This window comes from Methylomonas sp. TEB, assembly GCF_047777895.1.
Lineage (GTDB): Bacteria > Pseudomonadota > Gammaproteobacteria > Methylococcales > Methylomonadaceae > Methylomonas.
Genome location: NZ_CP180476.1, coordinates 3,908,359 through 3,922,933 on the forward strand (window position 1 = coordinate 3,908,359; position 14,575 = coordinate 3,922,933).

Sequence of the window (14,575 nt, forward strand, 5' to 3'; positions counted from 1 at the left end):
TCTCTCTGAATCATTTACTGCTTGTCATAAACTTGCCGATAGCGATCCACCATGCTATCGATTGAAAATTCCGCCTGAATCCGCCTAAGCGAAGCTGCGCCCAGTTGCTGCCGTTTGCTATCATCCAACGCCAAATCACGCATCGCGAATGACAATCCCGCTACATCCTCTTTTTCTACCAGGCATCCGGTCTTTCCATCCAGCACCAACTCGGGGTTACCGCCGACACGAGTTGCTATAACCGGCAAACCGCTAGCCATCGCTTCCAATATAGTATTAGAAATACCTTCGGCTTTTGACGGCAATACAAAAATATCCAGGCTACGCAGGATTTTGGCGATGTCGTTACGTTCACCGGGCAACCAGACTTTATCGGCAAGACCGGCGACACTCAATAACTCAAACGCTTCGGCTCGCAAAGGCCCGTCACCAATCAAAAACAATCGGGTTATTTGGGCAAATTCTGGGGATTTTTGACATGCATCGATAAACGCCCTAACCAGCGTCAATTGATCTTTCACGCCGTGCATGCGCCCGACCGTACCGATCACCAGCTTTTCATGCAAATTCAGTGAGCAACCGTCCGGTATTTGTCTACTTCCGGCACGAGGATAAAACGTTTTGGTATCGACACCGTTACAGATTCGCGTGATTTTATCTGAAGAAATGCCCACTCGATTCAGCAGATAATCCTGTAAATGCTGCGACAAAGGAATGAAGCGATGAATGATTAAACCTAAACCCCGCCTTAGCCATTGATATTTGACATTACTGCCGTCTGGGTCGAAGACATCCCAACCATGCTCGCCATGTACGCGATAAGGCACGCCGGCTAACAATGCGCAAATCTGATATTCGATAGCCGCTAAATTACGGGTATGCACGATAGCGGGCCGCCATTGCTTCAACAAGCGATAGACTGTATAAAACGACGCCCAATCCTGCCCTGGCCGTTTATGCAACTGATGAACAACCACATCTTGCCGCTTGATACGTTGACTGAATTCGGTACTATCCGCCAAACAGATAATGGCATGCCGGTAACTGTCTTCCGGTAGATTGTTGATGATATTGACCAGACCGTTCTCCAGACCGCCGATACCTAGCCGATAAATGATGTGCACGATTAAGGGCGGTAACGGCTTGGACATTTATGCAGACTCGCCCGCTATCAATCGGCACAAGCGTTGGCCGTTCTGCTCCCAACTGAAATCGCTTTCTACATAGCGGCGATTGATGTTAGCTGATTCGACCGGCTGACTCAAAAACCGTAAAACTTGGCAGGCAAAGTCTTCGGGAGCGTCAGTTATCGCCACCTGCAGATCCGCCCCACCAGGTATACCTTCCATAGCCGCCGTAGTAGCCACTATCGGCTTCGCCATCGCCATCGCTTCCAACACCTTGTTTTGAATCCCTCTGGCAATTCGCAAGGGTGCGACGACAACGTCAGCAAAAGCTACATAGGGCCTGACATCGTCAACCCGACCGGTCACAATGACGCCTGAGTCTTTATCCGCCAGTTGCAACACCTCTTTGGCAGGCTTGGAACCCACTATATAAAAATGTACTTTAGGCAGGCGGCTTTTAATAACTGGCAATACCTGCTCGGCAAACCATTTGACCGCATCAACATTGGCCCAATAATCCATCGCTCCCGTGAAAACTATAGCGTGCTGCTTGGCCGGAAAGGGCGTTTGCCAAGACAAATCCGGATCGAAACTATCCGTATCCACACCGTTGTTCACAAAACCAATTTTGCTTGCCCATTCAGGCGCCAAAGCTTTGAACAAACCTGCTTCTTGTTCGGATACGAATATTGTCGCATCAGCCCATGCTGCGATACGTCGCTCATAGGCCAAAAGCTTTTCGGCTTCACGCCGGTAAACCCAATTGGCTGGCCAGCGCTTGCTGAAGGCATATTGCTGCCATTTATCGGAATCGACATCGACAAAATCGGCCACACAATACAAGTTGGTATATTTCTCCACGTATTGCGCCATCGGCGATGAAAAAATCATCGCCCGCTCAATACCCTGTTCGTGAATAGTCTTATCCACCCACTCTTGCAACCCACGGTTTCGATAATACGGCAAACTCAAGGCTTCGCCACTCAACAAGCCCGCCAAGCTTTTAATTTTACCGATCTTGGGATTTAATTCGATACAGCAAGTATCCGCACAGAAAGACTTTAAGGCGTCGAGATGCCACCTGTCATCAGGATCATCGATAAAGGTACCGAGGAATATCCGGTATTCGGCGGCTAACGCCTGCAAAAAATGAAATGAACGAATCTTATCGCCCTTGTTGGGCGGATAAGGAATACGATGGACCAAGTAAAGTAATTTAGGCTTTTCCATTAGCCTAAGTCCTTGGCAAGCCAAGGGCCAATCAGCTGACTAAGCGGCAAAGGCAAGCGCTTCCAAGCCGCAATAAACAAGCGATATTTAGGATTTAGCGGATTGATTTCGGGTATTTGTTTGGCTTTAACCAAATCAACCTCGTAGTAGAGCGGTTCCGGTTCAAAACCCCAGTGCTTTTTAAAGCGATAAGAGCCCGTGCCAACTTTACTGCGACCATAATCGAAAATCTTGCAGCCCTTTTCCACCGCACGCCGCATCACTTCCCAATACATAAAATCGTTGCCTTTCAAATCACGGGCGGCGTCGGTGCCGCCGCCGTAATAGGGCAAAACCTCGTCCTTGAAATAAAAACTCATTACGCTGGCCACTAATTGACCTTCGCGCTCTATTGTGAGTACCTCGCAACTCTCACCAAATACATCCTGCAAAATTTGAAAATATCTTTTCGGAAAAACCGGGGTGCCTAAATTCCGGACACTTTCGGAATAGGCGCGATACAAACGTTCGACATTATCGTCTACGACACTGGTAAGATCGGCTTTAATGCCGGCCCGCACCATTGCCCGCTGTTTACGCGGAATCGCATTCAGATTTTTTTCGACATCTGGATCGAGTTCTTTTCTAAACGTGACATAGAGTTCTTTGTGCGGCCAATCCGGGTGATGCTGTTGTCGACTTCTCATCTCCAGACTATCCACGCCCAATTCCCTAGCAAGTTGTTGTGCTTTGCTTTGTAAGCCTGCGAAGGCTTCATCATTGCTTGCGACAATTCCACCATAAACACAAAATGCATTTGAAACCAAAGAATTACCAAACAACAAGCTATTGACATGAGTCAAGGGCAAAATACCGGTAATTTCACCATCTTGCTCTGTGTAGTAATAATAGGTGTTATGCCCGAAAGCCTGCTTTATCACTTGCTGCCAAGCCGATAAATGAAAAAAACTGCCATCGGCCGACGCCATGACATAGTGATCCCAACGCTCTCTTTGGGCTGGCTCAAGTAATTTGATCATGACTGACTATGAAGATATGTCTGTTTGTTTGCTTAGAAACACGCTCTGCATGGTATCCCAAGCAAAATCAGCAAGTAAGCTGTTAAGGCGATTTTCCATTCGACCCAGATTTAGATAATGTCTGAAGCGGGTTTTAAATGACAGGTCATGCTGCCGCGGTTGCTCTGGATCTATTTCCCAAGGGTGAAAATAAAAAATGCCTGACTGGTTTTCGTGTTTATTGAGGTGGCGATAAGCCCACTTCGAAAATTGATACGGATATAATCGAAAAAACCCGCCGCCGCCACAGGGGATATTACGATCCAGTATTTTCAAAGTAGTAATAGGTATTTCCAACAGTCTAGGTGCGTTATCCGGCCGGTAAGCGAAGCGGGGAGCGCCCGGCATACCGTATAAATCGTGTTTTACAGGATATATACTGGAACTGTATTGAAAGCCCTCGTCTGCTAATACCTCAAGCGCCCAGAGGTTCTTTGCACCTATCGAATAGCTGGCAGCACGATAACCTACAATTGGCTGACCACCAATATCTTCGAGAATCTGCCGACTAATTCTAATGTCTTCCCGGAACTGCGCCGGTGTTTGTCCGGTTACTCGGGTGTGTTGATAACCATGCGACGCGAGTTCATGCCCTTCATCGACAATCCGCTTGACCAACTGCGGATAACGCTCAGCCACCCAGCCTAAAGTAAAAAACGTGGCTTTTACATGATGTTGAGCAAACAAATCCAAAATTCTCTGGGTGTTCTGCTCTACCCGATGCGGCAATCTATCCCACTGATCACGCTGAATATTTGCCTCGAAAGCCGAGACCTGAAAATAATCCTCGACATCGACCGTCATGGCGTTAACCCGCACTGGCAAATTCATACTGCCTTACCCTGCCAACTCATAACGACGCACAATTTCATCGACGATGCGACCAGCCGCTTTACCATCCCAATATTCCGGGACTCGACCGCTCTTACCGCCAGTGCGCAGAATATCATCCACACATTGCATGATTTTGGCCGGATCGGTTCCCACAATAGTATTAGTTCCCTCAGTGATCGTAATCGGCCTTTCGGTATTTTCCCGCAAAGTCACACAAGGCACACCCAACGCGGTGGTTTCTTCCTGTAAGCCACCGGAATCAGTCAAAACCAACTGGGCAGATTGCATCAAACCGAGCATTTCCAGATATGCCACTGGCGGCAACATTATCACCCTCTGCTGCGGCAACATTTGCAATAAACCCGCTTCCGCAATTTTCTGCTGTGTGCGTGGGTGAACCGGAAATATCACAGGGAGTTTTTCACTAATATCACCCACGACCTGAACCAAACGCGCCAGTGTTTCGGGTTCGTCAACATTAGAAGGCCGGTGTAATGTTAATAAGGCGTAAGCTTTTTCCAAAACAACCTGCTTAGAACCGTATCGCTGCAATGTTTCCGCCAAAGAAGAAGCTTGCTTGCAGTTAGCCAAAAGCGTATCGATCATCACATTCCCAGTAAAGCATACTCGCTGTTCATCAATACCTTCCCTAATCAAATTATTCACCGCAGCACGTTCCGTGGTGAACAACAGATCAGAGAGTTGGTCGGTCAAAATTCGGTTAATTTCTTCCGGCATTTGCCGATCATAACTTCTCAAACCGGCTTCAACATGAATCAATGGAATATTCTTTTTCACTGCGACCAACCCGCAGGCGATGGTGGAATTGACGTCACCGACAACCAATACCGCAAAAGGATTAACCTCATCCAAAACCGGCTCAAAACGCAACATGACATTTGCAGTCTGCACTGCATGACTGCCAGATCCGACACCCAAATCTTTGTCCGGCTCCGGAATACCGAGCTGTTGAAAAAAAGTATCTTTCATGGCTTGGTCGTAATGCTGACCAGTATGCACCAAATAAGGTGTGATCAAATGCCTCACAGCTTGCAACTGTCTAATAATGGGCGCCATTTTCATGAAATTAGGGCGCGCGCCAACCACGCAAACCAAGACTTTAGGGAACATTTAGTTAATCCAGGGAGTTTGTTGTGTCGCTGTAAACGGCATCCATATCCAATTGCAGCAGAATAGCTTTTCTAAGCAGCGCCTTTTCTTTATTCAGACTGTTTCGAAGATTGGTCACAACATCTTCAAGTCTGGCAATCCGATGCTCGAGCGATTCTGAATCAACACCACTGAAACGATGTAAAGGCGGCATGGAATTCTCGTGCTCCTCGTCAGCCGCTTCGAGTAACATTTCTTCCTTAACCTCGACGATCACTTTGGTGACCGCCTGCTCATCCAGCAGTTTCAACTCCTCCAAATAACCGAACAACAACAGACGATCACACAAGGAATTAATACGCCTAGGAATGCCTCCACTAAACTCATGAATAACCTCGAAAACACTTGGTGTAAATTCGGGAGTTCCAGACCAACCGGCAGTTTGCAACCTAAAAAGTATATATTCTTTAGTCTCTTCCAAATCCAACGGATCAAGTTGGAATGTGGATACAATCCGTTGTTTCAGCTGCTCCATATCCGCGGAGTAAATGGTGCGTTTTAATTCGGTTTGCCCAACTAGAAACACCTGAAAAACGGGATTGCCATTAACATCCAAATTGGTAAGCATGCGCAACTCTTCCAAGGACTGTTTAGGCAAATTCTGCGCTTCATCGACGATCAACAATAATCGCCTTCCCTCTCTGGCTTTTTCAGCAATAAATTTTTCGAACCCCGATAATAAACTGGCTTTATCCGTCAGCGAAAATGAAAAACCAAATGTCGATGCGGCCATCCGCAAGGTGTCTTCCGGGCCCACTTGAGACGTCATCATCACACCAATTAACAACTTCTCCTTATTCAAATTTTTTATCAAACTCTTTACCAGCATAGTTTTACCCGTGCCAGGCGAGCCAATAACGAGAACAAAGCCTTCACCTTGCGTCAAGCCATAATGCATATAAGCTAAAGCACGTTTATGCACGGAGCTCTGGAAAAAGAAATCTGGGTCGGCGCTTAACTGAAAAGGCTTTTGGGTGAGATTATAAAATCCGTCGTACATGTAGTTTCTATTTAGAATCGTACGTTAAAATTGGCTGTCGCCCTGTTTTCAACATAACCGTTAAATTGAGACGAATCAGATATTTGATTGATATGTCGAAACTCGAGCCGAGTATCCATTAATAAGGGCCTCCCAAGATTAATCGGAATCCCCCTACTAACCCCCAAAGCAACATCATATCGAGAATTGCTGGTCAACTCTCCGTCGGTGTGCTGCCAAGACGGCCGCAAATAAAGATCCATTCTAGAAGCAAATTGCCATTGCCAACTACCCGTAACACCATATGACATGTCTTCTCCAGAACGAACCTCATATGTTCTACGTTCGTTAAATACCGAAGCGGTATAACTGCTCTTGCCCGATTGGTACGAGAAAGAAAGATTTCCACGTTTTCTAATAATCACGTCGTTGACCAAATCAAACGGATTGAAAACTAATTGAGTATTGTTAAAATTGGGGCCTCGAATTAAAGATGATCTTCCAGTCACAGGATCATTAGGGCCCGGCGTGAGAAATCCCTGAGCAATTAAATCTTGAGTATTAACCACCTGAGTCAAACTACCCGATGCATCCCGAAGAAAAAACCCCTGCTCAGCAAACAATTGCTGCTGTGTAGTTGTCTCCTGGGAATAATTGAATGCAATAGTGGCCTGCTTAGCTCGATAATTAAAGTTTGCATCCCAGGAATCGCCAGTGTTTAACCCAACATCTTTATTACGATACGTAATAGTCGAACTAAGATTTTCCGATGGATTAAATTGCAACGTAGCATGCTTGTTATTACCAATACCGACCTCAAGCGAATACCACTTGCTTGGCGTCCATTGACCACCTACAGTATAAAAAAAACCATTACTTATGCTGTTGGCCGAGGTCTGAAAATCGTTATTTTCAAACCCCGCTTGCCCGAAAAAGTTGAATTTGTTATTGATATAATACCGGGCATTACCTTGATATTGTTCAAATCGAACATCTTGCCCGACAACCCTACTCTGTTCTTGCGACGAATAATTTAATCCCCAATTAATTCTATTAAAATAACTGCCGCTGGACAATCTAGCCTGGCGCGTAATAGTATCTGAATCAGACACTAAACTCGACAACTGCGGCGTGACCGCAGATCCATTTAAATTCTCAAAGGAAGACTTACTATAACCGACTTTAGCTAAACCCGTTGCAAACTGGCCAAAACGAGGCGTCCAATAGGGTGAAATACTAAATGTCTTTACTTCAGTCCGCCCTCCGTTCCCAGAAATATTATCAGTCGTAACAAAGGAATTACTAATATTTTGCTGACTAATTGAGCTTGCAGTTTCCAGAAAAAGAGTATTACGAACAGCTTGATACAAAGAATTCATATTAAGCTGATGATTTACATCTATAGCATCTCTACCACCCGCATTATAGAGACCTTGCATACGATAATTTAAATTGAAATTACTCCACGGAGAATTCCCATACAACGAAATTCCAGGACTAATCTCGGTGACAAAACCGCTCTTTTTGTTATTTTCAGAAAGCGCCAAATTATCAGAAAATATTTCACTCGCCGATAAACTCGGACTAAATCTCCAATCTAGCGCCATTGCGACGCTAGAATGTAAAACCATGCCAACACTTAAACCAGAAAGCAAGGTAGCTAGAGATAAACCGGAAAGACGATTACTGTCACAAATGTCCATATTTCCCATAACTATAATTGTGACCGTATATATCTATCTCTTTTCTTGTTTTGTTCAGAAGAGTCATAACAACATCGCAATTACTAAGCTTCGCAACCGACTCATTAACCACGCTCTGAGGGGTTACTTCCGCCGCAATCACCAGCACTACCTGCCCTACAAGTTCCGCAAGTATTTGGGCTTGAGTAGCAACTAACAAGGGAGGTGAATCAAAAATCACAATTCGATCTTTGTATCGCCGACTCACTTCTTCCGCGAACAAATACATCCGTTGACTTGATAACAACTCTGTTGAGTATTTATGTCTTTTACCCGCTGTAATTAAACTAAGATTTGGAAGATCTGTTTTTAACAAAATATCTGAAAAAGTTACTTTATCATCTTCTAAATACTCTATTAAGCCTCGAGGGCTATTAATCCCTAATTGTTTTGATATACTTGGCTTTTCCACATCAGCATCTATAAGCAAAACTTTTTTATCTCTTTCGTTAGCAATGCTCAAAGCCAAATTAATTGAAACAAATGTCTTACCTTCCCCAGGCAAACTACTGCAAATAAGAATTAAATTAGAACGATTAATTCCATTATTTTCTGCGCCCTGTATATTGTTTACCAAAGGCCTCTTAATAACTCTAAATTCTTCAGCTAGCTGAGATTTTGCGTTATTATTATCTATAAAACCGTTTTCCGCCAAACTAGCCCAATCAACAACAACCTGTTGTTCGGGCGAAAATGCCCCGGAAGATTCTCGCAACCCAGTCGATTCTAAATTGGTTTCACTGAAACCCCTATCAGGTTTAGCTGTGGTAGCCGACTCTTGACTATTATTTTCCACAACTAACCCTTGGCTCCCTGCCTTTTTCAGCGCATTCTCTATAATGCTCATATGTTTACCTGTTTAATACGACTTTACTTGAGTATCTCAAATATCATGATACCGATATAACCACTTAGCAATATTGCAAAAGTCGAAATAAGTAACCAGTCAATATTATTAGTTTGACTTATGCCTTGTGAGGTAAGAGACACACTACCTAGGGATGGTAGGCCGGTCACAATCCTTACTTGTCTCGTTGACATGAACACTGGACGTATAAAATAAACCAAAAACGCGACACCAAATCCTAAAATAACCCCAACCAAAAGCGCGAAAGAATAAAATAATTTTCTATTAGGTGAGCTAGGCTTGTTGGGCTTACTAGGGGGATCAGCAATTTTAAATTTCAAACGAGATGTCTGGTCATCAACGCGTTCGGTAATATGAGCCTGTTCACGCCGATCCAGCAACTCGGCGTACTTGCCGCTTATCGTTTCATAGTCCCGGTTAAGATTTTTCATTTCCGTTTCTATGGTCAATCTTTCATTCAAACCTTCTTCAAGCTTTGCTATCCTGTTTCGAATTGACTCAACCAAAGTTTGACTAGAAGCAACTTCAGCCTGAGCATTGTCAAACCCCATTTTTAACGCCTGAACATAGGGATTCGCCATTTTCTCTGCACCAATACTTTCGGAAAGCCCTGCCTGTATATCTCCATTGACTTGCGACTGACTCGTCTTAGCTTGGTTCTCTTGAGTTTTCAGCGTGTCAATCAACTTATCGATTTCAATTATTTCCGGATGGCGTTCGGTATATTTAAGCAACAATTCAGTGCGCTTATCTTTCAGAGATTCTATCCTTGCATTATCCGCAGATACCTCCTGAGTGGATGTCGGTAGACCCCAGTCTTCCTCAGACTCTTGGATTTCAGCAACCTGCTCCGCTAAAACATTTCGTCGAGAAATAGCTTGCTCTAGAGCCGTGTTGGCATCTAGATACTGCTCCTTCATTTTCTGCAAACTCTGAAATTGATCTGAGCCGTTAAGTAAATCAATGTTTGCGCGTTTAAATTCTTCTTTCGCTTTTTCAGCATCTTGCAGCCTAATCTCGTATTCTCGTATCTGCTGTTCGATGAAACGTTGCGCATCACTCGCGTCAGCCAATGCTTTGCCCTCTGTTTGTTCAGAAAACACTGTAAGAACAGCCTGGACCACACTCTTCGCAACTTCAGGATCTTGTGAGGTATAAGCAATATCGAATATATCTCCTCTGCCTCCTGCAATTGTTATGTCTTTCTTAAGTTTCTCAATCAATTCCGTAGCAGATCCTGAGCTATCCTGCGATCTACTTAGCTGAGATAGCGAAATAATTTTTTCAAGATTAGGTCTCGTAAACATTAGCTGCTGGATTATTCTGATCAGCGCAGATATATCAGGCTCTATAACCATACCTCTCATGAGAGGCCTAATCACTGTAGCTGAATCAATATGAACTTTGGCTTTCGATTCAAATTTATCAGGCATCATAAAAATGTACGCCCAAGCAGCTGAACAAACAACCAAAGCGAAAACGATGGCGAGGCGCTTGTACTTTAAAGTACCTTTCAAATAAAAATAAACTTCGGAAAGATCTTGCTGCATATTAACTAGCCGTTGTTTTCAATCTAAAATTAATGGACATACTACCTACAGAAAAAGTCTACCGTCTTACAAACACTTAAAAATACGCATCAGGAATAATTAAAATATCCCCAGGCATCATCAAGACATTAGCTGACAAATCTGTATCATCAATAAGGTCGTCAATCCTTACGCCAAACGGCTTCAATTCTCCATTCACATCCCTGATAACACTGGCTCTATTACCATCAGCATATTGGTTCAGACCAATTTGAATAATAACATCCAATAGCGTCATTCCCCTCTCGTATGGAATGGATTTACCCTGGTAACGTCCTACGCCACCACCACCAGTTCCACCACTGGCTCCACCACCGCCACCGCCTATTCTCCCAATGACCCTGATTTGCTGAGTGCTAATCCCTTTGAATCCGCTAACCATAACAACTACCTGTGGACTTTTTATATAAGTCGAAAGCACCTTCTCAATGTCCCGAGCAAGTTCAAATGGCGTTTTACCACTGGCCAACAATTCTTCTACTAGAGGAACAGTTATCTTTCCATCCGGACGCACTGGCGCTGATGTAGATAACTCTGGGTTGCCCCAAACAAAAATATTGACACTATCGCCAGGCCCTATCTGATAAGTATAGTCAGCAGTCTGTTGCATATCCTCAAGTAAAGGCTGGGAACACCCAACAATACTAGAAACAAGGGCAGAAGCTATCAAACAATACAACAACTTTTTTTTAAATATCGGCATAATCATAATCTAAGTAGTTACCCAATTACCTGCTCAATTCTCTATTTCTTCAAGGATCTTTTTTGCGTTATCTTTACCGGAAAAATTTCGCTTCTGTTTTTCAGACAAACTAATAGATTGTTTAAGCTCACTTATCGCAGTCGCTTTATTACCAGCATTCATGTGCGCAACTCCTAAGTGATATCTAAACTCAGGTAGTTTAGGCTCTTTTAGAATCAAGGACTGTAATAACTTCAGCCCCTCCTCATTACTACCAGCTTTAATTAATGCCCAAGCGTATGTGTCTTGAAAATACGAATTCTCGGAATCTTTAAATACTTTTGCTAACTCCATTCCTTGACTAATCTCATCGTGACTGTTTGACTCTATCAATAACGAGGCCAAATTGTTAATAGCTAAGTTATTATCGGGATTCTTATCGAGTACTGCTTTATACACCCTGATTGCATTTTCCTTTTCGTTTAATTGTTCATACAAAGCAGCTAGAGCCATAGCTAACTGAGGATCATTTGGATTGACTTCCAATCCTCGCAAGTACACATCTTTGGCTGAAGAAATATTTTTATTCATCATTGCCTCAACCCTTGCTAGAGCGAGATAAATCGATGCTGCTTTTGGAGTATGTTTAAGCTGATCCGTCAGCAGCTTTTTGGTTTTTACAAAATCATTATTTGCAATGTATATATCACTCAGTACGCCGACAGTATTTAATTGATCAGGATACTTTACATGATGCTTTTCCAAATACGCAACAGCATTCTGTCTTTGCCCAAGAGCCTCGTAAGATCTGACTAAATTAATAAAAGAATTTAAATGATTAGGATACTGTTGTATCAACTTGTCATACAAGCTAATTGCCTCAGCATACTTACCTTTACCCTGTAAAACATTGGCTTGAAGATATATAGGCATCGCCTTGTCTTTAGAAAAAAGTGCTAGCCGTTGAATAGACTCTTGGGCGCCATCCCACTTTTTCTCTAAAATATCCAACTCAGCCTTACTAGTAAGCAATAAAATGTCGTTTTGTTTTAGCGATAACGCCTTTTCAAGATATTGCCTAGCATTTTCATTTTGCCCGGCCTGTACGTAGTTACTATATACACGAGAAAAGGCAGCCAAATTTGCTGGATTAACTTCTAACGCCTGTTTAAAACTTTTCTCAGCCTGTTTCCGATCTTGTTTTATTAAATAAGCATCACCTAGCAAAGAATAAACGTCGTCTACATTAGTTTTATTCCATACAAGTTTATTAAGGAACTCAATAGCTTCATCCGTTTTATTTTGAGCCAGCAAAAAACGACCTTTAAGCAAATTTGCCTGAATCAATTCCGAATTAATACTAAGAATATCTTTTAAAGAGCTTTCTACAGCACTAAACTGCTTTTCCGTTAGCGCAATTTCCGCAAGAATGACTTGGGCTGACAAGCCTGCTTCGTTATTCTTTTCTAGCTGAACAACTTGTTCTAACCCTTCCTTGCCAGTTTCAGCATATCCTGACGCAACCATCCATTTCGAGAGCTCTAACAACACCTTAGGTTGCCCTTGATGGCGGTTAAGCATAGCCTTGTACTCCGAAATCACTCGATCTTTAGCACGAGCATTTAAAAATTCGATCAAAACTATTTCAGGCTCGACTTTATCATTTGATTTTTCGACCATTTCCCTCAATAGTCTCTCCGCCTCCTCAAGCTTATCAGTCATCGAGTAAATGGAAGCCAAGCTCAGCTTAAAGTTACCGGCATCTGGGTATAACTGAATAAGCTCCTGATAACCTTTTATTACGCTATCTATGTTATTCAGCCCTGCATCCAGTTTTATCTTAAATAAGCGCAAAGGAAGGTTTGCGGGCTGTACTCCCAATGCCTTATTTACTGCCCCCAAAGCTTGATCTATTTCATTTTTTTCAGCAAATAGAGCAGCTTGCAATGACAAAGCCTCAACATTATCCGGGCTATCTTTTAAAACAAAATCAACTATTTCTGCTGCTTGATCTTTTTTCAACTGCTTAATATAAACCGATGCCTTGATCATTTTTGCATCAATATTGCTTGAGTCACTTGTCAAAACTGACTCCGCTTGCTCCAATGCTTTCTCCAGATCTCCAAAAACAATATCGAGCTTACCTAGTTTTATTTTTGCGGAAGTCAAACTTGGCTCTAATTCTAAGGCCCTAATCAGGTTTTGCCGCATCGACTTGAAATTATTATTTTTTTCGTCCAATAGGGCCATATACAAATAGGTCTCACCAAACTTATCGCTGCTTTGACTGGCTGTCTTCAACTCAAGCAAGGCCTTATCAAATTCCCCTTTTTCAAAAAGCTCCTTACCTTTTTGCAAATGACTCCGAGCAGATTCCTCCGGCGAGGAACATGCCGCTGTTTGCAATAAAAACGTACATGCAAGAACTACGGAACTGATTATTTTTCTTTTCATCCTATTACCAAAACCCCAATATTTTATTTGACTACTTACTAATCGCCTAGAAATATATAATTACATTCGTTCCCGCCATATTAATTAACAATATTTTCTTTTATCCAGGAATATAACTCTAGCAAATCGGGATGCATATTTTCTAAGACAGCCTGAGTAGTAATGAAATAAGGTGCTCGTATACCATGATAGTCAATATCCTTACCAACTCGTTGAAAATCTATACCTGACCGATGCATCAGCCGCGGCAAGAACGGCTCCATCATCGCAAACACATTTGTACGTCCATCAACCTCTGTTAGGACTGTGGCGGCAAAAAAACAAGCAACTGCTATTGACGAAAAAGTCCTCTGCTCTTGAGGCGAAAACTGTAAGCCGTTAATTTCACCGAAGCGGGTTAGAGTCTCGCCGGTACGTCTACGAAACGCCCCATCCACAGCTAATCTTGATATTTCGCATACTGTATTTCTTTGTAGCTTTAAATTATCTATAAGCTTGCTGTCTAAACTAGCTCCACAGTATTTTTCTAACGGCAATGGCTTATTCTGTCGTTCCCCGATAGCAGGAACCATTCTTACACAACCAGCAGGGATACCAGTTTGCAAATGCGTAATCAAACAGTGGCGGGAATATTGATCGTATTCGTCTACTTCAAGGCGATTAGCAAAACGTTCAACAGGTTCATATTTAAACTCTTCACAATAAACACGGTACCTTACTTGAAAAACAAATTCCTTCTGAGCATCGCTTTCAGCGAGCCCCACCTTGAAGTAACGGCTAAAACTTTCTGCCAGTGATAACTTAGGCCCCACATCCATCTTGCCCTCTCATTTTCACGAGCA

General features: G+C 43.0%; 12 protein-coding genes. All 12 read right to left on the bottom strand.

The features are described 5' to 3' along the window. Positions 1 to 14 precede the first annotated feature (14 nt). Complete coding sequence (locus ACMXD4_RS17555) at positions 15 to 1,151, bottom strand: TIGR03088 family PEP-CTERM/XrtA system glycosyltransferase (RefSeq protein ID WP_415878924.1); 1,137 nt, start codon at positions 1,149 to 1,151, stop codon at positions 15 to 17. Next, entirely contained in the window at positions 1,152 to 2,357 is a 1,206-nt protein-coding gene (locus tag ACMXD4_RS17560; RefSeq protein ID WP_415878925.1) for a TIGR03087 family PEP-CTERM/XrtA system glycosyltransferase, read from the bottom strand. It lies immediately after the preceding gene. Beyond that, positions 2,357 to 3,376, bottom strand: coding sequence for a FemAB family XrtA/PEP-CTERM system-associated protein (locus tag ACMXD4_RS17565; protein WP_415878926.1), 1,020 nt, complete (start codon positions 3,374 to 3,376; stop codon positions 2,357 to 2,359). Before ACMXD4_RS17565 ends, ACMXD4_RS17560 begins: the two co-directional genes overlap by 1 nt. 6 nt (positions 3,377 to 3,382) lie before the next feature. Next, complete coding sequence (locus ACMXD4_RS17570) at positions 3,383 to 4,246, bottom strand: XrtA system polysaccharide deacetylase (protein WP_415878927.1); 864 nt, start codon at positions 4,244 to 4,246, stop codon at positions 3,383 to 3,385. Between the two features lie 6 nt (positions 4,247 to 4,252). Beyond that, entirely contained in the window at positions 4,253 to 5,380 is a 1,128-nt protein-coding gene (wecB, locus tag ACMXD4_RS17575) for a non-hydrolyzing UDP-N-acetylglucosamine 2-epimerase (RefSeq protein WP_415878928.1), read from the bottom strand. A 4-nt stretch (positions 5,381 to 5,384) separates the two neighbouring features. Then, the gene (locus tag ACMXD4_RS17580) at positions 5,385 to 6,419 is read right to left on the bottom strand and encodes an XrtA/PEP-CTERM system-associated ATPase (protein WP_415878929.1); all 1,035 of its coding nucleotides are present in this window, start codon (positions 6,417 to 6,419) and stop codon (positions 5,385 to 5,387) included. A gap of 11 nt (positions 6,420 to 6,430) precedes the next feature. Beyond that, on the bottom strand, positions 6,431 to 8,110 hold the full coding sequence (locus ACMXD4_RS17585; protein WP_415878930.1) for a TIGR03016 family PEP-CTERM system-associated outer membrane protein: 1,680 nt from the start codon (positions 8,108 to 8,110) through the stop codon (positions 6,431 to 6,433). After that, positions 8,088 to 8,987 carry an XrtA-associated tyrosine autokinase gene (locus ACMXD4_RS17590; RefSeq protein ID WP_205451157.1) on the bottom strand — a complete coding sequence of 300 codons (900 nt, stop codon included), beginning with the start codon at positions 8,985 to 8,987 and terminating at the stop codon, positions 8,088 to 8,090. Before ACMXD4_RS17590 ends, ACMXD4_RS17585 begins: the two co-directional genes overlap by 23 nt. A gap of 23 nt (positions 8,988 to 9,010) precedes the next feature. Continuing rightward, positions 9,011 to 10,558 (bottom strand): XrtA system polysaccharide chain length determinant, encoded by a 1,548-nt coding sequence (locus ACMXD4_RS17595; protein ID WP_033155690.1) that lies wholly within the window; start codon positions 10,556 to 10,558, stop codon positions 9,011 to 9,013. 76 nt (positions 10,559 to 10,634) lie between these two features. After that, the gene (locus ACMXD4_RS17600; protein WP_240348059.1) at positions 10,635 to 11,300 is read right to left on the bottom strand and encodes a polysaccharide biosynthesis/export family protein; all 666 of its coding nucleotides are present in this window, start codon (positions 11,298 to 11,300) and stop codon (positions 10,635 to 10,637) included. Between the two features lie 33 nt (positions 11,301 to 11,333). After that, on the bottom strand, positions 11,334 to 13,733 hold the full coding sequence (locus ACMXD4_RS17605; protein WP_415878931.1) for a tetratricopeptide repeat protein: 2,400 nt from the start codon (positions 13,731 to 13,733) through the stop codon (positions 11,334 to 11,336). 80 nt (positions 13,734 to 13,813) lie between these two features. Then, on the bottom strand, positions 13,814 to 14,551 hold the full coding sequence (locus ACMXD4_RS17610) for a PEP-CTERM/exosortase system-associated acyltransferase (RefSeq protein ID WP_171694502.1): 738 nt from the start codon (positions 14,549 to 14,551) through the stop codon (positions 13,814 to 13,816). Between the last annotated feature and the right edge of the window lie 24 nt (positions 14,552 to 14,575).